Origin of the sequence: Planosporangium spinosum, assembly GCF_049999945.1 — a bacterium.
GTDB classification, from domain to species: domain Bacteria; phylum Actinomycetota; class Actinomycetes; order Mycobacteriales; family Micromonosporaceae; genus Planosporangium; species Planosporangium spinosum.
The window spans coordinates 340037-357858 of sequence record NZ_JBLYUB010000004.1; the positions used below are offsets into that span (position 1 = coordinate 340037).

19 protein-coding genes and 1 pseudogene are annotated in these 17822 nt (G+C 73.1%); 10 read left to right on the forward strand and 10 right to left on the reverse strand.

The annotated features are described in order from the left end of the window. Positions 1-12 precede the first annotated feature (12 nt). Positions 13-1290: an HRDC domain-containing protein gene (locus tag ACNTMW_RS08300; protein WP_426632824.1), complete on the reverse strand. Its 1278-nt coding sequence runs from the start codon at positions 1288-1290 to the stop codon at positions 13-15. Positions 1291-1372: 82 nt separating this feature from the next. Continuing rightward, a complete protein-coding gene (locus ACNTMW_RS08305; RefSeq protein WP_426632825.1) occupies positions 1373-1951 on the reverse strand; it encodes a DUF3000 domain-containing protein in 579 nt (192 codons plus the stop codon). A gap of 275 nt (positions 1952-2226) precedes the next feature. Here ACNTMW_RS08305 and hemE point away from each other — a divergent pair, with 275 nt between their 5' ends. From hemE to hemQ, 3 genes are all read left to right on the forward strand, one after another. After that, positions 2227-3288 carry a uroporphyrinogen decarboxylase gene (hemE, locus tag ACNTMW_RS08310; protein WP_426632826.1) on the forward strand — a complete coding sequence of 354 codons (1062 nt, stop codon included), beginning with the start codon at positions 2227-2229 and terminating at the stop codon, positions 3286-3288. 120 nt (positions 3289-3408) lie between these two features. Further along, a complete protein-coding gene (gene hemG / locus ACNTMW_RS08315) occupies positions 3409-4776 on the forward strand; it encodes a protoporphyrinogen oxidase (RefSeq protein WP_426632827.1) in 1368 nt (455 codons plus the stop codon). Then, positions 4773-5495 (forward strand): hydrogen peroxide-dependent heme synthase, encoded by a 723-nt coding sequence (gene hemQ / locus ACNTMW_RS08320; protein ID WP_426632828.1) that lies wholly within the window; start codon positions 4773-4775, stop codon positions 5493-5495. Before hemG ends, hemQ begins: the two co-directional genes overlap by 4 nt. 13 nt (positions 5496-5508) lie before the next feature. Here the strand turns inward: hemQ and ACNTMW_RS08325 are convergent, their stop codons facing one another. From ACNTMW_RS08325 to msrB, 4 genes are all read right to left on the reverse strand, one after another. Further along, a complete protein-coding gene (locus ACNTMW_RS08325) occupies positions 5509-5967 on the reverse strand; it encodes a GNAT family N-acetyltransferase (protein ID WP_426632829.1) in 459 nt (152 codons plus the stop codon). Beyond that, on the reverse strand, positions 5964-7214 hold the full coding sequence (locus ACNTMW_RS08330) for an MFS transporter (RefSeq protein WP_426632830.1): 1251 nt from the start codon (positions 7212-7214) through the stop codon (positions 5964-5966). Before ACNTMW_RS08330 ends, ACNTMW_RS08325 begins: the two co-directional genes overlap by 4 nt. A 61-nt stretch (positions 7215-7275) precedes the next feature. Beyond that, the gene (locus ACNTMW_RS08335; protein WP_426632831.1) at positions 7276-7866 is read right to left on the reverse strand and encodes a hypothetical protein; all 591 of its coding nucleotides are present in this window, start codon (positions 7864-7866) and stop codon (positions 7276-7278) included. Positions 7867-7932: 66 nt separating this feature from the next. Further along, positions 7933-8373: a peptide-methionine (R)-S-oxide reductase MsrB gene (gene msrB / locus ACNTMW_RS08340; protein WP_426632832.1), complete on the reverse strand. Its 441-nt coding sequence runs from the start codon at positions 8371-8373 to the stop codon at positions 7933-7935. A 112-nt stretch (positions 8374-8485) separates the two neighbouring features. On the opposite strand from msrB, the gene ligD reads away from it, so the two are divergent. After that, positions 8486-9490 carry a non-homologous end-joining DNA ligase gene (gene ligD / locus ACNTMW_RS08345; protein ID WP_426632833.1) on the forward strand — a complete coding sequence of 335 codons (1005 nt, stop codon included), beginning with the start codon at positions 8486-8488 and terminating at the stop codon, positions 9488-9490. Between the two features lie 34 nt (positions 9491-9524). On the opposite strand, the gene ACNTMW_RS08350 is transcribed toward ligD, so the two are convergent. Beyond that, entirely contained in the window at positions 9525-9848 is a 324-nt protein-coding gene (locus tag ACNTMW_RS08350; RefSeq protein ID WP_426632834.1) for an ArsR/SmtB family transcription factor, read from the reverse strand. Between the two features lie 84 nt (positions 9849-9932). Between ACNTMW_RS08350 and ACNTMW_RS08355 the strand changes: the two genes are divergently transcribed. Then, a complete protein-coding gene (locus tag ACNTMW_RS08355; protein ID WP_426632835.1) occupies positions 9933-10880 on the forward strand; it encodes a DMT family transporter in 948 nt (315 codons plus the stop codon). Positions 10881-10937: 57 nt separating this feature from the next. Then, entirely contained in the window at positions 10938-11105 is a 168-nt protein-coding gene (locus ACNTMW_RS08360) for a DUF4236 domain-containing protein (RefSeq protein ID WP_426632836.1), read from the forward strand. Between the two features lie 188 nt (positions 11106-11293). Here the strand turns inward: ACNTMW_RS08360 and ACNTMW_RS08365 are convergent, their stop codons facing one another. Next, positions 11294-12823: an alpha/beta hydrolase gene (locus ACNTMW_RS08365; protein ID WP_426632837.1), complete on the reverse strand. Its 1530-nt coding sequence runs from the start codon at positions 12821-12823 to the stop codon at positions 11294-11296. A gap of 65 nt (positions 12824-12888) precedes the next feature. Beyond that, entirely contained in the window at positions 12889-13977 is a 1089-nt protein-coding gene (locus ACNTMW_RS08370) for an ATP-dependent DNA ligase (protein WP_426632838.1), read from the reverse strand. Positions 13978-14111: 134 nt separating this feature from the next. On the opposite strand from ACNTMW_RS08370, the gene ACNTMW_RS08375 reads away from it, so the two are divergent. Genes ACNTMW_RS08375 through ACNTMW_RS08390 form a run of 4 tightly spaced genes read left to right on the forward strand, consistent with a single transcriptional unit; the run spans position 14112 to position 17584 of the window. Next, positions 14112-15023: an ABC transporter ATP-binding protein gene (locus ACNTMW_RS08375; protein ID WP_426632839.1), complete on the forward strand. Its 912-nt coding sequence runs from the start codon at positions 14112-14114 to the stop codon at positions 15021-15023. Further along, positions 15016-15909, forward strand: a complete 894-nt coding sequence (locus ACNTMW_RS08380) for an ABC transporter permease subunit (RefSeq protein WP_426632840.1) — start codon at positions 15016-15018, stop codon at positions 15907-15909. Before ACNTMW_RS08375 ends, ACNTMW_RS08380 begins: the two co-directional genes overlap by 8 nt. After that, the gene (locus ACNTMW_RS08385; RefSeq protein WP_426632841.1) at positions 15906-16865 is read left to right on the forward strand and encodes an ABC transporter ATP-binding protein; all 960 of its coding nucleotides are present in this window, start codon (positions 15906-15908) and stop codon (positions 16863-16865) included. Before ACNTMW_RS08380 ends, ACNTMW_RS08385 begins: the two co-directional genes overlap by 4 nt. Continuing rightward, positions 16862-17584, forward strand: a complete 723-nt coding sequence (locus tag ACNTMW_RS08390; RefSeq protein ID WP_426632842.1) for an ABC transporter permease — start codon at positions 16862-16864, stop codon at positions 17582-17584. Before ACNTMW_RS08385 ends, ACNTMW_RS08390 begins: the two co-directional genes overlap by 4 nt. A gap of 120 nt (positions 17585-17704) precedes the next feature. On the opposite strand, the pseudogene ACNTMW_RS08395 reads toward ACNTMW_RS08390, so the two are convergent. Continuing rightward, a pseudogene (locus tag ACNTMW_RS08395) lies at positions 17705-17822 on the reverse strand (IS5/IS1182 family transposase); the annotation flags it as partial.

Here is a 17822-nt window from a genome sequence, read left to right on the forward strand (position 1 = left end):
CCGGACCCGGATCTAGCTCGGTGAGCCGCGCAGGGCCTCGGTCAGCCCCGGCGCGGTGAGGTCGATCTGCCAGGCCCGGGCGCCCAGCCCGGCCAGCACCTCCCGGACCGTCTCCTCGTCGACCGGGTCCGGTGGCGTCCAGGCCAGCCGGCGTACCGAGTCCGGCGTGATCAGGTTCTCCGGGGGCAGCCGGTGGGCCGCGGCGATGCCGTTGACCAGCTCGCGGCAGCGGGCCAGTCGGGTGGCGGCGGCCGGGTCGCGCTCGGCCCACCGGTGCGGCGGGGGAGGGCCCTCCGCCGGCAGCGTGACCGGCAGTTCGTCGTCGCGCAGCGCGCGGGCGTCGCTGAGCGCGTCGAGCCAGGTACCGGCCAGCCGGCGGATCGACCGGCCACCGAAGCCCGGCAGCGCGGTGAGGGCGCGGTCGTCCTTCGGGTCCGCCTCGGCGGCGGCGACGATCGCGGAGTCGGGCAGTACCCGGCCCGGCGTGGTGTCCCGGCGGGCCGCGATCGCGTCCCGCGCGTACCACAGGGCGCGCACCCGCGACAGGGCCCGCGCCCCGCGTACCCGGTGGATGCCCGAGGTGCGCCGCCACGGGTCGGGGCGGGGGCGCGGTGGTAGCGCGGCGTTCGCCACCAGCGCGGCGAACTCCTCGGCAGCCCACTGCGACTTGCCCTGCCGGTCCAGCTCCTCGGCGAGCGCGTTGCGCAGGTCGACCAGCAGTTCCACGTCGAGTGCCGCGTAGCTCAGCCAGGAGGCGGGCAGTGGCCGGGTCGACCAGTCGGCGGCGGAGTGGTGCTTCTCCAGGGCGTACCCGAGCAGTGACTCGGTCAGCGCGGCCAGGCCGACCCGCTCGAAGCCGGCCAGCCGGGCGGCGAGCTCGGTGTCGAACAGGCGTAGCGGGTGCAGGCCCAGCTCGGCCAGGCAGGGCAGGTCCTGGCTCGCCGCGTGCAGGACCCACTCCGCGTCGACGATCGCCTCGTTGAGCATGGTCAGGTCGGACAGCGGGACCGGGTCGATCAGGACCGTGCCGGCGCCCTCCCGGCGCAGCTGGACCAGGTAGGCACGGTGGGAGTACCGGTAGCCCGAGGCGCGCTCGGCGTCCACCGCGACCGGTCCGGTGCCGGCCGCGAACCGCCGGGCCACGTCCGCCAGCTCGTCCGGAGTGGTCACAGGGGAGGGTGTGCCGTCACGGGGTGCGGTCAGCAGGACTGCGTCGCGAGTCGCCGGGGCTCCGCCGCCCTGCGTCGGTCCGTCCGCGTCCCGACGGCGTTGGGGGGCTTCGTCGGTCACGACGCCTACCGTACGGTGCGGGCGTTGCTGACTTGTGCAGCCGGGTCGGCGCGTCGGGGTTGCGGAGGGCTGTCAGGGCGGCTTACGCCCGCGCGGCCGGCAGCGGCCGGGGTTCCGGCAGCGCGGTGACGCCCGGCGGCGGCAGCCCCGCCGTCAGTGCCAGGAGTGCGCACCAGCCTTCGAGGTGGGCGGCCAGGTCCTCGTCGAGTGGGGTCCAGGACGCGCGGATCTCGACGTCGGCCGAGCCCGGCGTGCCGGCGAGGGCACCGAACCGGGTCGACAGGGTCTGCGTCACGGTGCCGCCGATCGCGGTGTACGCGGCACCGTTGGCCTCCAGCGAGTCCACCAGCCAGCTCCACCCGACGCCGGGCAGCAGCGGGTCGGCGGCCAGTTCGGGCTCGAGCTCCGCGGTCACGTAGGTGACGAGTCGCATCGTGCCTTCCCACGACTCGTGTCCGGCGGGGTCGTGCAGCAGGATGAGTCGTCCCGTCGCCACCTCGTCGCCGTCGCGCAGCACGGTACCGCTCATCGCGTACCCGAACGGCGCGAGTCGCTTCGGCGCGGGCACCTCCTCGAGGAGGATCTCCGGCCGGTGCTGCCCGCCGCGCAGGCGGGTGACGGCGCGGGTGAACGCATCCGGGGGGACGGTCGAGGGCGCCATGACCGAAGCGTAGGCCCGTGAACACCGTCAAGCGGGGGCGCCGCGCCGGAAGTTCTGCGCCGCTTGCGTCACCGGCCGTCGTTGATGTCCCATTTGCCGATTACTGACTGTTCTTGAATCTGTGCGATGAGTACGGATCGGGCCCGGTCGGGGGACAGCCGGCGCGCCCCGTGCCCGTCACCGGTGCGCAGCCCCGACGGCCGTGCCGGTTCGCCGTGCCGGTGTTCCCTGGAGCCTGGGCCGGTGTTCCCTGGTGGCCGTGCCGCCCGCCGCGCATGGCACGATTACCTGCGATGAGCCCATCTCCGCAGCACCCCGCCGTCGCCGACTCGCCCTTCCTGCGCGCCTGCCGCCGCGAACCCGTGCCGTACACGCCGGTCTGGTTCATGCGCCAGGCCGGACGCTCCCTGCCCGAGTACCGGGAGGTGCGCGCCGGTATCGGCATGCTCGAGTCGTGCCGGCGCCCGGACCTCGTCTGCGAGATCACCCTCCAGCCGGTACGCCGGCACGGGGTCGACGCCGCCATCCTGTTCAGCGACATCGTGGTACCGCTGGCCGCCGCCGGGGTGGATCTCGACATCGTGCCCGGCACCGGGCCCGTCGTGGCCAAGCCGGTAGCCACCCTCGCCGACGTCGAGGCGATCCCGCCGCTGGCGCCCGAGCAGGTCGACTACGTGACCGAGGCGATCGGACTGCTGCGCCCGGAATTGGGCGCCACGCCGCTCATCGGGTTCGCCGGTGCGCCCTTCACGCTGGCCAGCTACCTCGTCGAGGGCGGGCCGTCGCGCACCCACGCCAAGACCAAGGCGCTCATGTACGGCGCCCCGGACGTCTGGCACGCGCTGTGCGGGCGGCTGGCCGAGATCACGCTGTCGTTCCTGCGGGCGCAGGTCGACGCGGGCGTCGCGGCCGTGCAGCTCTTCGACTCCTGGGCCGGTGCGCTGTCGGAGGCCGACTACCGCCGGTTCGTCCTGCCCCACTCGACGACCGTCCTCGCCGGCGTCGCCGACGTGCCGCGGATCCACTTCGGTGTCGGTACGGCGGAGCTGCTCACCGCCATGGGGGAGGCCGGCGCCGACGTGGTCGGCGTGGACTGGCGTACCCCGCTCGACGTGGCCACCCGGCGGATCGGCGTGGACAAGGCGGTGCAGGGCAACCTGGACCCGTGCGTCCTGTTCGCCCCGCCGGACGTGGTCGAGGCCGAAGTGCGCCGGGTGCTCGCCGAGGGCCGGGCGGCCCCGGGGCACGTGTTCAACCTCGGGCACGGGGTGCTGCCGGAGACCGACCCCGACGCGCTGACCCGCGTCGTCGGCCTCGTCCACGAACTCTCTTCCTGACGACCGTGGACAGCTGGGCCGCCCATAGCTCCCACACGTGTCCAAGGACGCGGGAGAGGGCGGTCACCTTACGGGCACCCCGGCGGTAGTGGCCGACGACCGGCGCGCTTCGATGGGTACATGCGCATCGTGGTTGTCGGTGGCGGCATCAGCGGGTTGGCCGCCGCGCACCGGCTGGTCGAGCGGGGCGCCGAGGTGGTGCTCGTGGAGCAGGCCGACCGGCTCGGCGGGAAGCTGCACACCGGCGAGATCGCCGGGGAGCCGGTCGAGCTGGGCGCCGAGGCGTTCGCGCTGCGTGACCCGGAGGGCAACCCGAGCGGCGCGGTCGACCTGGTGAACGCGGTCGGCCTGGCCGACTCGCTGGTGTACCCGACGATCGGGCGGGCGGCGCTCGCGGTGGCCGGCCGGCTGCGACCGATGCCGGCCGGCACGCTGATGGGGGTACCCGGAGACCCGGCCGCCCTGGACGGGGTGGCCGCCGCCGACCCGGAACGCGACCGCGACGAGGGGCGGCCGCTGCTCGGCGCCGGGGCGGACGTCGCGGTCGGCGCGCTGGTCCGGGAGCGGCTCGGCGACGAGGTGGCCGACCGGCTGGTCGACCCGATGCTCGGCGGGGTGTACGCCGGCCGGGCCGACGGCCTGTCGCTGGCCACCACGATGCCGGCGCTGGCCGCCACCGCCCGGCGTGAGCACACGCTGACCGGCGCGGTCCGGGCGGCCCTCGTCGCGCGCCCGGCGAGCACCGGCCCGGTCTTCGGCACGCTCATCGGGGGAGTGGGCCGGCTGGTGTCGGCGGTCGCCGACCGGCTGGGCGCGGCGGACGTCCGGATGGGCCTGCCGGTCCGGGAGATCACCCGCGACGGTACCGGCTGGCGGGTGACCGTGGGCTCGACCCGCGAGCCGGAGTCGATCGGGGCCGACGCGGTCGTGCTGGCGACCCCGGCGGCGCCCGCCGCCCGGCTGCTGGCCGACGTCGCCCCGGACGCGGGCGCGCTGGTCGGTGTGCTCGACTACGCCAGCGTCGCGCTGGTCACCCTCGCGCTGCCGGAAACCGACCTGCCCGAACTGTCGGGCCTGCTGGTGCCGGCGACCGAAGGGTACGCGGTCAAGGCCGCCACGTTCTTCGACCGCAAGTGGGCGCACCTGCGCCGGCCCGGCCTGACGCTGGTCCGCACGTCGCTGGGGCGTTACGGCGACGAGCGGGTGCTCCAGCGCGACGACGCCGACCTGGCCGCGCTCGCCCACGCCGAGCTGGGCACGCTGCTGGGCCGACCGCTGCCGGCGCCGGTCGGGGCACGGGTGCAGCGCTGGGGCGGCGCGCTGCCGCAGTACACCCCGGGCCACCTCGACCGGGTGGCCGCCGTACGCGCCGGCCTGCCCGCGACGGTCGCCGTCGCCGGCGCCGCCTACGACGGCGTGGGCATCCCGGCCTGCATCCGGTCCGGCCAGGTGGCCGCCGACCGGGTTCTGGAAGGATTGAGCGCATGACCGAGTCCCAGACCACCGAGTCCCAGACCAACGCCGCTCGCATCCGGGAGCTGAACGCCACCATCCGGTACACGATGTGGTCGGTGTTCCGGGTCGCCGACCCGCTCGGCCCGTCCGTGCGCAGCGAGGTTGCCGCCGAGGTCGACGCCCTGTTCGGCCAGCTCGCCGGCAAGGACGTGGTGGTCCGTGGCACCTACGACGTCTCCGGGCTGCGCGCCGACGCCGACCTGATGGTGTGGTGGCACTCGTCGACGCCGGAGGCGCTCCAGGAGGCGTACGGGCTGCTCCGGCGTACCGCCCTGGGCCACCACCTGGCGCCGGTGTGGTCGCAGATGGCGCTGCACCGCCCGGCCGAGTTCAACAAGAGCCACCTGCCGGCGTTCCTCGCCGACGAGCGGCCCCGCGAGTACCTCTGCGTCTACCCGTTCGTGCGCTCCTACGAGTGGTACCTGCTCCCCGACGAGGAGCGGCGCGCCCTGCTGGCCGAGCACGGGCAGATGGCGCGCGGCTACCCGGACGTCCGGGCCAACACGGTCGCGTCGTTCGCGCTCGGCGACTACGAGTGGATGCTGGCGTTCGAGGCCGACGACCTGTACCGGATCGTCGACCTGATGCGTGACCTGCGCGCCTCGGGTGCTCGCCGGCACGTCCGCCTCGAGGTGCCGTTCTACACCGGCCGGCGCCGCTCGGTCGGTGACATCGTGGCGGCCCTGCCCTAGCCGTTTCGCGGCCTCAGCTTGTCGCGCCCGCCCCGCTTGTCCGCGGGGCGGTGCGGCGCATCGGGACGTGCGGGATGCCGTCCTCCACGAACTCCGCCCCACTGACCTCGAAGCCGAACCCGGCGTAGAAGCCGACCAGGTACGACTGGGCGTCCAGGACGCACGGCCGGTCGCCGACCAGGTCGAGCGCCGCCGCCACCGTACGCGCCGCCAGGCCCTTGCCGCGGTGGGCGCGGTCCGTGCAGACCCGCCCGATCCGCGCGGCGTCCGGGTCGGCCAGGATCCGCAGGTACGAAGCGGCCGTCCCGTCGTGGTCGACCCACAGGTGGACCGTGCCGGGTTCGAGGTCCCGGCCGTCCACGTCCGGGTACGGGCACTTCTGCTCGACCACGAACACGTCGACCCGCAGCCGGAGCAGGGCGTACAGCGTGGCGGCGTCGAGTTCGGCGAAGCGCGCGGTCCGGAGGATCATCCACCCAACCTACTGAGCGCCGCCGCGCCGGTCAGGTCGCGGGTACGGCGGATCGGCGAGGCGACCAGCCACCCGGCCGACAGCAGGGTGCCCACCGCGCCGATCCACAGCGCCGCGCGCAGCCCGACCGCGCTGCCCAGCGCGCCGGCGAGCAGGCCACCCAGCGGAAGGGTGCCCCAGACGAAGAACCGCATCGTGGCGTTCATCCGGCCGAGCAGGTGATCGGGGCACAGGTCCTGGCGGACGCTGATCGACACGACGTTGAACACGACCACGCATAACGACGAGACCGCGCCGCCGACGGCGTAACACGCCAGCCGCGGCCCGGCCGCCGTCAGCGGCACCAGCAGCAGGCACGCGTAGCCGATCAGGGGCGCGCCGAGGAGTACCCGGGCCGACCCGAAGCGACGGGCCAACGGCGCGGCGGCGACGGCCCCGAGGACGGTCCCGACGCCGGTGAGGCTGAACAGCGCGCCGATGGCGGCCGGCGACAGGCGCACGTCCCGGACCAGAAACACCACCTCGAGCGCCCGCACCTGGGACAGGAACAGCACCGACGAGGCGCCGTGCAGCGCCATGGCGCGCAGCACGGGGTGGCCGAGCACGACCCGGAGACCGTCGGCGATCTCGCCGCCCAGGGCGCGCCGCCGGGTGGCCGGCGGGATCGGTTCCCGGCCGCGTACGGCGGCGATCCAGGCGGCCGAGCCGGCGAAACTGGCGGCGTCGACCAGCAACGCCAACGGGGCGCTGAGAAGTTGCACCAGGTAACCGGCGACGGCCGGGCCGGCCGTGTACGCGGTGCTGCGGCTGGCCTCCAGCGCGCCGTTGGCCTCGACCAGGTGTGCGCGGCCGACCAGGAACGGCAGGTACGACTGGTAGGCCACGTCGAAGAAGACCGTGCACAGGCCGATCGCGAAGACGGTCACGTAGAGCTGGCCGAGCGTCAGGACGTGCCACAACGCCGCCACCGGCAGCGAGGCGACCAGCCCCACCCGCAGCAGGTCACCCGCGATCAGGACGGGTCGGCGGCGCAGCCGGTCGACCACGGCGCCGGCGGGCAGCCCGACGAGGACGAACGCGGCGGTCTCGGCGGCGGTCAACGCGCCCACCTGGAAGGTGGTCGCGTCCAGGGTCACCACGGCCAGCAGGGGGATGGCCAACATGCTGACCTGGGTGCCGAACTGGCTGACCGTGCTGCCGAGCCACAGACGCCGGAAATCAGCGTGCCCGGAGAACAACCGCCACATCGGCAACCCCCGCATTGTTGAGTCAGGAAGGCTCAACAATGCGGGGGAACGGGTGTGGATGTCAACCCTCGTCGATCAGATCGCGGACCCGGCGTACCGCTCCGTCAAGCGGCGGGCCGCCGTCGAGGCCGGCCAGACCGTCGAGGTCGGCCAGATCGGCCACGGCCAGCGCGGCCAGGTGGTACAGGGCGCCGGGGTCGGCGTCCAGGGCGATCAGCAGTGTCCGCCGGGCGAGTGGCGCGGCCGGGCCCAAGCTGTCCCAGCCGGGCGTACGGTCGATGCGCCCGAGCAGGGCGCGCACCGCGTCCCGCAGGGCGACGATCCGCCCGCCCGCGGCAGCGTCCCCGGTCCGCTGGCGTTGTCGCTGCTCGCGAGCCTGGGTGGCGTCCCGCCCGGCCGGCGCGCCCAGTCTCAGCCGCCGTTGCTCCGCGGCCTGCCGCGACCTCAGGCCGAGCGCGGAGGCGATCTCCGTCCAGCTCAGGCCGCCGGCGCGGGCCGCGTCGATGAGGTCGCGCTCAATGCTGTCCAGCGCGCCGCGCAGGGTCGGCACCGCAGCCAGCCCGTCGGCCAGCTCCGCAGAGGTCGGTGCGGCGCTGCGGAGGGCGCCGGCAACGGCCCGGAACAGGTCGCCCAGCGTGTCGTCGGTGCGCATGGGAGCACTGTGCCGCTGGGAGTCGACCGTTGTCAACGTTCCGTTGACGACGGTCGGATGTGGGTACTACTCGGCTGGCTCCAGGCGCATGCTGATGCTGTTGATGCAGTACCGGAGGTCGGTCGGGGTCGGGTAGCCCTCGCCTTCGAAGACGTGGCCCAGGTGCGAGTCGCACCGGGCGCAGCGCACTTCGACGCGGCGCATGCCGAGGGAGTTGTCCTCGATGTAGCGCACCCGGTCCTCGGCGAGCGGGGCGTAGTAACTCGGCCAACCGCAGTGCGACTCGAACTTGGTGTCGCTGGCGAACAGTTCCGCGCCGCACGCGCGGCAGCGGTACACCCCCTTGGTCTTGGTCGACACGTACTCGCCGGTCCACGGTGCCTCGGTGCCGGCCTCGCGCAGCACCCGGAACTCGGCCGGCGACAGCATCGCCCGCCACTCCTCCTCGGTGCGGCGTACCTGCGGTTCGGTCCGGTCCATGTCCTGCTGCTGGGTTTCGTGCTCCATACCTCGATCAAACACCAGCCGGCCGCGGAACGATGCCCGACCGTGCCCGGCGGTGCGCGGTGCCTCCCGGAACGCCCCCGCCGGCCGACCCGGGGCGCGTATGGTGCGGCACATGGCAGATGCGCTGGAACTCGAGGTGGCGGGCCGCACGGTGCGGGTCAGCAGTCCCGACCGGGTGTGCTTTCCGGAGCGGGGTTTCACCAAGCGGGACGTCGTCGGGTACTACGTCGCGGCGGGCGACGCGATCATGCGGTCGCTGCGGGAGCGGCCGACGACCCTCCAGCGCTTCCCCGACGGCGTCGACGGGGAGATGTTCTTCCAGAAACGGGTACCGGCGCGGGGGGTACCCGCGTGGCTGGAGACCGCGAAGATCACTTTTCCCAGCGGGCGCAGCGCGGACGAACTCTGCCCGACCGACCTGGCGCACGTGGTGTGGGCGGCGCAGATGAACACGATCGTGTTCCACCCGTGGCCGGTGCGCCGGGCCGACGTCGACCACCCCGACGAGCTGCGGATCGACCTGGACCCCCAGCCGGGCACCGACTTCACCGACGCGGTCAAGGTGGCCGGTGCCGTCCGCGAGGTCCTCGCCGAGCTGGGCTGGACCGGCTACCCGAAGACCTCCGGCGGTCGGGGCGTGCACGTCTACGTGCGGATCCAGCCGCGGTGGAGCTTCGTCGACGTGCGGCACGCCGCGGTCGCGTTCGCTCGCGAGGTCGAGCGGCGCCGGCCCGATCTGGTCACCACCGCGTGGTGGAAGGAGGAGCGCGGCGCGAAGGTGTTCGTGGACTACAACCAGGCCGCCCGGGACCGGACGATCGCGTGCGCGTACTCGCTGCGGGCCAACGCCAGGGCGACCGTATCCACCCCGGTGACCTGGGACGAGCTGGTTGACGTCGAGCCAGACGACTTCGACCTGCGCACCGTGCCGGCCCGGCTGGCCGCCGGTACCGACCCGTTCGCGGGGATCGACGAGGTGGCGCACGACATCACGCCGCTGCTGGAGTGGTACGAGCGCCAGGGCGCCACCGACCTGCCGTACCCGCCGGACTACCCGAAGATGCCGGGGGAGCCCAAGCGGGTGCAGCCGAGCAAGGACCGCGACCTGAAGGGCTGACGCTCGTCGGTCAGGCGGGGCTGACGTCCGTCGGTCAGGCGGGCGACGGCGTCGGTTCGGGCGCCGCGGCCAGTACCGCGCCGAGCAGTCCCGGGAAGTGCCGGTCCAGTTCGTCGTGGCGCAGTGACACGTATCGGCCCGTGCCGACCGCGCGGGTGTGTGTCATGCCGGCCTCGCGAAGCACCTTCAGGTGATGGGAGCGCGTCGCCTTCGGCAACTGCTCCTCCAACGTGCCGCACAGCCGTTCGCCGTGGTCGGCGAGCGTCCGCACCATGCGCAGCCGGGTGGGGTCGGCGAGGGCCTGCAGGACCGCGGTGACCGGTACGTCCGCCAACGCCGGCTCCGTCACTTCTCCCATGTGATCAGCCCCACTTAGTTCGACTTTTTTGGAACTAACGTCGTAGCGTTCGTTCCAATGATATCGAACAAGGGAGGTCTGACAATGCCCGCGTTGCTCGCCGTCGTGCTGTGGGGCGTGATGTTCTCCGTCCTCGGTCACGCGGTCCGCCATGTGGACCCGTTCAACCTGACCGCGATCCGGTACACCCTGGCGACGCTGCTGCTGCTGGCGATCCTGGTCTGGCGGGAAGGGCGCGCCGGGATGCGCTTCGACGGGCGGCTGGTCGAGGTGGCCGTCCTCGGCTCGCTCGGCTTCGCCGGGTTCAACCTCTTGTCCAGCGTCGGGCTGACCTACACCCAGCCCCAGCACGCCGCGCTGATGGTCGCCCTGACGCCGCTGCTGACCGTGCTCGTCCGCTGGGCCCGCGACCGGGTGCGCCCGCAGCGGGTCACCCTCGCGCTGGTCGCCGTGGCGCTCGCCGGGGTCGCCCTCGTCATCACCCGGGGTCACCTCACCGATCTGGCCGGCGTCAACGCCGGCGACCTGCTCATGCTCGGCGCGGTGGCCGGCTGGGCGGTCTACACCCACGGTGCCGGCCGGTTCGGGGCCTGGTCGCCGCTGCGGTACACCGCCCTCAGCTCCCTCGCCGGTACCGTCACCATCGTCGTCCTGACCGTCCTCGCGGACGTGATCGGCTGGCAGCGCCCGCCGTCGCCGGCCGGGCTGCGGGCGGCCGGGGTCGACCTCGCCTACGTCGTGCTGGCCGGTACGGTCGTCGCGGCGCTCGCCTGGAACACGGCGGTACGCCGGCTCGGCGCGTCGAACGCGGCACTGTTCATGAACCTGGTGCCGGTGACCGCCTTCGCGGTGGCGATGCTGCGCGGTTACCGGCCGGTCCTCGCGGAACTGGCCGGCGCCCTGATCACCATCGCCGCGCTGGTCACGGCGAACCTGTACGCCCGTGGGGTGTTCACCCGCCGGCCGGCGCCCGAGCGGCCGGCACCGGCGTACGGTGCGGCTGCCCGGACCGCCTCGCGGGCAGTGTCCTGAATGGATTTCCGGAGCCCTGGGTATGTGAGGAGCGTCGATACGCGAAAGGACACTCCCATGCCGGTGACATACCGCAAGGTCATCAAGTTCGGCCCGTTCCGGTTCCACCTCGGCAACCACGGCCTGTCGTCGTGGAGCATCCAGCTCGGCCGCTGGTCGTGGAACTCGCGGACCCGCAGGCAGCGCGTCGACCTGCCGGGCCCGTTCTCCTGGCGTTCCCGCTGACCAGCCCGTTCCCGCCGGGGCCGCCCGCGCCGCCGGGGCCGCCTTGATCGTCACAACTTGCCGGAAGTTGTGGTCTCAGCACCCCTCGGAGACCGCAACTTCCCGGAAGTTGTGACGATCAAGGCGTCGGGCCGCGGCGACCTCATGGCGTCGGGCCGCGGCGACCTCATGGCGTCGGGACGCGGCGGTCACTGCGCCGGGCAGGTGGTGCCCTTCGCCGGTACGGTCAGGTCGACCAGGTACCGGTTGACGGCGCTGGTGACGCAGCGGGTCTGCGGGTAGGCGGTGTGCCCCTCGCCCTCCCAGGTGAGCACCGTGCCCACCCCGAGCATGTTCGCCAGCTTGGGCGTCTGCTCGTACGGCGTGGCCGGGTCCCCGGTGGTACCGACGACCAGGACCGGCGGCGCGCCCTTGGCGGCGCCGGCCGGGTACGGGTCGCGCTTGGCCGGCCACTGCGCGCAGATCAGGTTGAGCGCGCTGGACGGGCCGAACATCGGGTACTTCTGCCGCCAGTCCGCCTGCAGCGCCCGCAGCCGCTCCACCGATGGGGTGTTGGCGTCATCGGTGCAGTTGACCACCGCGTTCGCGTCGAACAGGTTGGAGTAGCGCCCGCGCGCGTCGCGCTCGGCGTACGAGTCGGCCAGCCGCAGCACCCCGGCCGCGTTGCCCTTGCGCAGACCGTCGATCGCGAGGGCGAGCTGGCTCCACTGCTCCTGGCTGTACAGCGACGCGACCACGGCGGTCTGGATCCACCCGGCCGTGGCCGCCCGGCCGCCCGACCCGGTCACCGGACTGCGCCGCGCCGCGTCCATCACCGAGTTCACCGTGGCGCGGGCGTCCGGGCCGATCGGGCACTTGGCCGCGTTGTCCCGGCACCAGGCGGCGAAGTTGTCGAAGGCATGCTCGAAGCCCTTGGCCTGCGACTCGGCCGAGGCGACCGAGTCGAGCGTCGGGTCGATGGCCCCGTCGAGGACGAGCGCCCGGACCCGGGTCGGGAACAGTTGCGCGTACACCGCGCCGAGCAGCGTGCCGTACGAGTACCCGAGGTAGGTGAGCTTCTGCTCACCCAGGGCCGCCCGGATGGCGTCCATGTCGCGCGCGGCCTGTTCGGTGGAGAACAGCGGCAGCGTGTCGCCGTACTTGCTGCCGCAGCTCTGCGCCATCTTGCGGGACAGCGCGACCGACTGGTCGAACGCGGCCTGCGAGACCGGGTCGGGGTCGGCGCCGAAGGAGGCGTCCAGGTCGGCGTCGGAGAAGCACTTGATCTGGTCGGACCGGCCGACGCCGCGCGGGTCGAAGCCGACGACGTCGAAGCGCTGGGTGATCTCGGCCGGCAGGCCGACCGACAGGTACGCGGCCAGGTCGACGCCGGAACCGCCCGGCCCGCCCGGGTCGACCAGCAGCGAGCCGATCCGGTTGGTCTGGTGGGTCGCGCGGGCCCGCAGCAACGCCACGTCGAACCGTTTGCCGTCGGCCGGCTTCGCCCAGTCCCGCGGCACACTCACCATGCCGCAGTCGTACGTGACGTTGTCCGGGGTCCTACCGAGCGCCTCCTTCGCGACGTCGGGGCAGGGCCGCCAGTGCACGGTACCGGCGGCCGGCGCGGCGTTCCCGGAGGCGGACGTGGGGGATCCCCAGTGGGTGGTCGGGCTGACGCAGCCCGACACCGTGAGCACCACGGCGACGAGAAAAGCCAGTGCGGCGCGTCGGACGACCACCACTGATCCCCTTCCGGACGAGTGTCGGGCCCTGCGAGCCTACGTCGGACCCGGTCACCCTCGGCTCACACCCGACCGGCGAGCACCTCGGTGACGTCCACCCGGACCGGCCGCTCCAGCTGCTCGTACGTGCACGACTTCGGGTCACGGTCCGGCCGCCAGCGCTTGAACTGGGCGGTGTGCCGGAACCGGTCGCCCTCCATCGCGTCGTAGCCGACCTCCATGACCAGCTCGGGGCGCAGCGGCTCCCAACCGAGATCCTTCTTGCCCGACCAGCGGCTCGGCGCGCCCGGCATCCGCTGCCCGCCGGTGGCGTGCGCCTCGGCCGACGTCCAGGCCGCCCACGGGTGCTCCTCGGCGGGGATCCGGTACGGCGCCAGCTCCTCGACCAGCTCGGCCCGGCGCGCCTTGCTGAACGACGCGCTCACTCCGACGTGGTGCAGGACGCCCGCGTCGTCGTAGAGGCCCAGCAGGATCGACCCGACGACGGGGCCGTCCTTGTGCCAGCGGAACCCGGCGACCACCACGTCGGCGGTCCGGGCATGCTTGACCTTGTACATCAGCCGCTTGCCGGGGGCGTACGGGATGTCGGCCGGCTTGGCGAGAATGCCGTCGAGCCCGGCGCCCTCCAGGACGTCGAACCACTCCCGGGCGGTGTCGAGGTCGTGCGTCGTGGCGGTGACGTGCACCGGCGGCACCACGTGTGCGAGGAGCTCCGCCAGCCGGGCCCGGCGGGTCGCGTACCCGGTTTCCATGAACGACTCGTCCCCGACGGCCAGCAGGTCGAACGCGATGAACGACGCCGGCGTGGTCTCGGCCAGCAGCGCCACCCGGGACGCGGCCGGGTGGATGCGCTGCCCGAGCAACTCGAAGTCGAGCTTGGGGATCTCGGTGTCGTGGCGGATCACCACGATCTCGCCGTCGACCACGCAGCGCGCCGGGAACTGGGCCCGCACCTGCGCGACGACCTCGGGGAAGTACCGTGTCATGGTCTTGCCGCCGCGGCTGGCCAGTTCGATCTCGTCGCCGTCGCGGAACACGACGCAGCGGAAGCCGTCCCACTTCGGCTCGTACGTCATGCCCGCGCCGGTCGGTATCTGCGGGACGCTCACGGCCAGCATCGGTTCGATCGGGGGCAGTACCGGCAGGTCCATGCCGCGAGTCTGCCATCAGCCGGCACGTCGATGGGATCACGGGATCACGGGGCGGTCAGGAGCGGAAAAAGATCAGGGGCGTGTCGGGGTAGCTCCGGATGCCGGAGGTGGCACCGGCTCCGTACCGTGACGGCGTGTCCCTGATCACCGCCGAGCTACTCACCAAGCAGTACCCCAACGGTGTCACGGCCCTGTCCGACCTGACGGTCGAGGTGGAGCCGGGCATCGTCGGGCTGGTCGGCGCCAACGGCGCCGGCAAGTCGACGCTCATCAAGATCCTGCTGGGGCTGCTCCCGCCGACCAGCGGCGACGTGCGGGTACTCGGCCTCGACCCGACGACCCACGGCGACCAGGTCCGTGCCCGCGTGGGGTACATGCCCGAACACGACTGCCTGCCGCCCGACCAGGTGGCCGCCGAGTTCGTCACGCACATGGCCCGCATCAGCGGCCTGCCGCGCGCGACGGCCCGGGAGCGCGCCTCCGAGGCACTGCGCCACGTCGGCCTCTACGAGGAGCGGTACCGGCAGATCGGCGGCTACTCGACCGGCATGAAGCAGCGGGTGAAGCTGGCCCAGGCGCTGGTACACGATCCCGATCTGCTCCTGCTGGACGAGCCGACCAACGGCCTCGACCCGGCCGGCCGCGACGCGATGCTGGCGCTGGTCCAGCGCATCGGCGCCGAGTTCGGCATCTCCGTGGTCGTCTGCTCCCACCTGCTCGGCGAGGTCGAGCGGATCTGCGACTCGCTGGTCGCCATCGACGGTGGACGGCTGCTGCGCGCCGACCGGATCTCGGCGATGACGTCCGTGACCGACGTGCTCACCGTGGAGGTCAGCGAAGGCACCGAGGAGTTGGCGGCCCGCCTGGCGGCCCTGGGTCTCCGCCCCGAGCTCGAGGGGCGCGGCCTGGTGGTCCCGCTCGGCGGAGACGCCACGTACGACCTGGTCATCGACGCGATCGCCGACCTCGACCTGTCGCTGCACCGGCTCGACCAGCGCCGCCACCGGGTCGCCGAACTGTTCCGGACGGAGGACGCCCATGTCTAGCGGCGCCGCACCCCTTCAGGTCGCGCCCGGCGGTGCGGCCTCCGGCGGGGTCATCCACGACATCGGGTACCAGCGCTACACCGGCCCGCGGCTGGGGCGCGGGTACGCCACCCGGTCGCTGTACCTGCACGGCCTGCGCACCGCCTTCGGGCTGGGGCGCAGCGCGAAGGCGAAGATCTTCCCGTGGGCGACGGCGGGCCTCGTCGTGCTCGTCGCCACGGTGCTCACCGCGATCCGGGCCCAGGCCGAGCGGCCGGTGATGAGCTACGCGGACTTCCCCACCGCGGTCGCCCTGCTGACCACGCTGTTCTGCGCGGCCGCCGCGCCCGAGCTGGTCTCCCGCGACCTGCGCGGCGGCGTGCTGCCGCTGTACTTCTCGCGTCCGCTGCGCCGCAGCGACTACGCCCTGGCCAAGCTGGCGGCGCTGGCCACCGCGGTGTGGCTGACGCTCGCCGGCCCGCTGCTGCTGATGTTCGTCGGGGGTGTGTTCTCGGTACACGGCGCCGGGGCGGTCTGGGACGAGTTCCTCGACTTCCTCCCCGGGCTGGCCCAGGCGGCGATCTACGCGGCCGTGTACGCGTCGCTGGCGCTGCTGGTGGCGTCGCTGGCGGGGCGGCGCGCGGTCGCCGCCGCCCTGATCGTCGCGGTCTTCGTGGTGACCACGCCGATCGTCGGGGTGATCAGCGTCGTCGGCGGCCCGGACGCCCAGCGGCTCGCGTTCCTCGCCAGCCCCACCACCCTGGTCCAGGGCGTGGGCAGTTGGCTGTTCGACGCGGCCGGCGACCACGTGGGGCCGTACGGCCCGGTGTACGGGGCGACGGCCGTGGCCCTGGTCGCCGCCTGTGTCCTGCTGCTGCTGGCCCGCTACCGGAGGGTGGCCCGATGAGTACGGTGAGCGTAGCGACGGATCCGGCCGCGCCGGCGCGCCCGGCCGCCGCCGTGGAGCTGCGGGGCGTGTCCCGCTGGTACGGCAACGTGGTGGCGGTCAACGACATCACGATGGCCCTGGGCCCCGGGGTCACCGGCCTGCTCGGCCCCAACGGGGCCGGCAAGACCACCCTGCTGCACATGATGGCCGGGTTCCTCGCGCCGTCGCGCGGCGAGGTGCTCGTCGACGGCGCGCCGACCTGGCGCAACCCCGCGGTCTACCGGCAGCTCGGGCTGGTCAGCGAACGGGAGGCGGTGCACGACTTCCTCACCGGGTGGGAGTTCGTCCTGGCCAGCGCGAAGCTCCACCGGCTGCCGCAGCCCGAGGCCGCGGCGCGGCGAGCGATCGACCTGGTCGAGATGGCCGACGCGAAGGACCGCCGGATCGCGACGTACTCCAAGGGGATGCGCCAGCGCACCCGGGTCGCCGCGGCGCTGGTGCACGACCCGCGGGTGCTGCTGCTCGACGAACCGTTCAACGGCATGGACCCGCGCCAGCGGATGCACATGATGGAACTGCTGCACGACATGGGCGCGGCCGGCCGTACGGTCCTGTTCAGCTCGCACATCCTCGAAGAGGTCGAGCAGCTCTCCGGCACGGTCCAGGTCATCGTGGCCGGCCGGCTGGCCGCCTCGGGCGACTACCGCCGGATCCGGCGGCTGATGACCAACCGGCCGCACGTGTTCACCGTCTCCTCCAGCGACGACCGCGCGCTCGCCGTCGCGCTGATGGGGGAGGAGTCGGTGACCGGGGTGGAACTGGACGCGGGTGGGCTGACCGTACGCGCCGGCGACTACGGCACGTTCACCCGTACCCTGCCCCGGATCGCCCGCCGGACCGGTATCCGGCTGCGGCGCGTGCTGCCCACCGATGAGTCCCTGGAAAGCGTCTTCTCGTACCTGGTGGAGTCATGAACCTCTTCGACGCGACGATCGCGCGGATCACGACCCGGGGGCTCTTCGGGCGCCGCCGCTTCCTGCTGCTCCTCCCGTTGCCGATGCTGCTGGTCGGGCTCGCCCTGCTCGCCGACGGGTTCGGCGCCCGGCCCGCCGACTGGGCCCAGCCGGTACTCGTCGGGCTGGGGTTCGCGGCCGTCCTGCCGGTGATCTCGCTCATCGTCGGCACCGGCGTGCTGGGCTCCGAGATCGACGACGGCACGCTGGTGCACGTCCTGGCCAAGCCGCTGCCCCGCCGCCAGATCATCGTCACCAAGCTGGCCGTCGCGGTCGCTGTGACGGCGGTGACCGTCGGGGTACCGATGTTCGTCGCCGGGCTGATCGCGGGCTCGGCCCGGTTGGGGGCGGGGCTCGCCGCCGGCTGCGTCGTCGGGGCGTTCGCGTACTCCGCCCTCTTCCTCGCGCTCAGCCTGCTCACCCGGCGGCCGGTCCTGCTCGGCCTGCTCTACGTCCTGATCTGGGAGGGCATGCTCGGCAACCTGCTGAGCGGCACCCGGGTGCTGTCGATCCAGCAGTACGTGACGGCGGTGGCGGTCCGCGTCGGTGACACCGACCTGCTCGCCGGACGGGTCTCGGTGCCGGTGGCGGTGGTGATGGCCGTGGTGTTCACGCTCGGGGGCACGCTGCTGGCGATCGACCGGCTGCGCTCGTTCAGCGTGGCCGGCGAGACGAGCTGACGCGGTTCCTCCTGGACCTTGGGGAGTTCGGCCCCGGATCTGATTCCTCGACGTCCGGAGTTCGGTCGGTCCAGGCAGCGGTTGCGGCCCGGGCCGTCTGAAGGAGTGACTGAGCTGATTTCATCCTGACTCGCGCTGCTCCTCGATGAGTTGGAGGAGCGTGATCGCGGCGAGGATTGGGGTGGCTCGTCGCGGGCAGCAGTGGAGTTTGGTCAGGACCTTCCACGTCTTGAGGGTG

Bases quoted from the DNA above. Each gene is read 5' to 3' on its own strand.
- ligD (WP_426632833.1), top strand. From the start codon at position 8,486: ATGGCAGATGCGCTGGAACTCGAGGTGGCGGGCCGCACGGTGCGGGTC.
- hemQ (WP_426632828.1), top strand. From the start codon at position 4,773: ATGACCGAGTCCCAGACCACCGAGTCCCAGACCAACGCCGCTCGCATC.
- ACNTMW_RS08370 (WP_426632838.1), bottom strand. From the start codon at position 13,977: ATGGACCTGCCGGTACTGCCCCCGATCGAACCGATGCTGGCCGTGAGC.
- ACNTMW_RS08380 (WP_426632840.1), top strand. From the start codon at position 15,016: ATGTCTAGCGGCGCCGCACCCCTTCAGGTCGCGCCCGGCGGTGCGGCC.
- msrB (WP_426632832.1), bottom strand. From the start codon at position 8,373: ATGGAGCACGAAACCCAGCAGCAGGACATGGACCGGACCGAACCGCAG.
- ACNTMW_RS08335 (WP_426632831.1), bottom strand. From the start codon at position 7,866: ATGCGCACCGACGACACGCTGGGCGACCTGTTCCGGGCCGTTGCCGGC.
- ACNTMW_RS08360 (WP_426632836.1), top strand. From the start codon at position 10,938: ATGCCGGTGACATACCGCAAGGTCATCAAGTTCGGCCCGTTCCGGTTC.
- ACNTMW_RS08355 (WP_426632835.1), top strand. From the start codon at position 9,933: ATGCCCGCGTTGCTCGCCGTCGTGCTGTGGGGCGTGATGTTCTCCGTC.
- ACNTMW_RS08350 (WP_426632834.1), bottom strand. From the start codon at position 9,848: ATGGGAGAAGTGACGGAGCCGGCGTTGGCGGACGTACCGGTCACCGCG.
- ACNTMW_RS08385 (WP_426632841.1), top strand. From the start codon at position 15,906: ATGAGTACGGTGAGCGTAGCGACGGATCCGGCCGCGCCGGCGCGCCCG.
- hemG (WP_426632827.1), top strand. From the start codon at position 3,409: ATGCGCATCGTGGTTGTCGGTGGCGGCATCAGCGGGTTGGCCGCCGCG.
- ACNTMW_RS08325 (WP_426632829.1), bottom strand. From the start codon at position 5,967: ATGATCCTCCGGACCGCGCGCTTCGCCGAACTCGACGCCGCCACGCTG.
- ACNTMW_RS08305 (WP_426632825.1), bottom strand. From the start codon at position 1,951: ATGGCGCCCTCGACCGTCCCCCCGGATGCGTTCACCCGCGCCGTCACC.
- ACNTMW_RS08390 (WP_426632842.1), top strand. From the start codon at position 16,862: ATGAACCTCTTCGACGCGACGATCGCGCGGATCACGACCCGGGGGCTC.
- hemE (WP_426632826.1), top strand. From the start codon at position 2,227: ATGGCACGATTACCTGCGATGAGCCCATCTCCGCAGCACCCCGCCGTC.
- ACNTMW_RS08330 (WP_426632830.1), bottom strand. From the start codon at position 7,214: ATGTGGCGGTTGTTCTCCGGGCACGCTGATTTCCGGCGTCTGTGGCTC.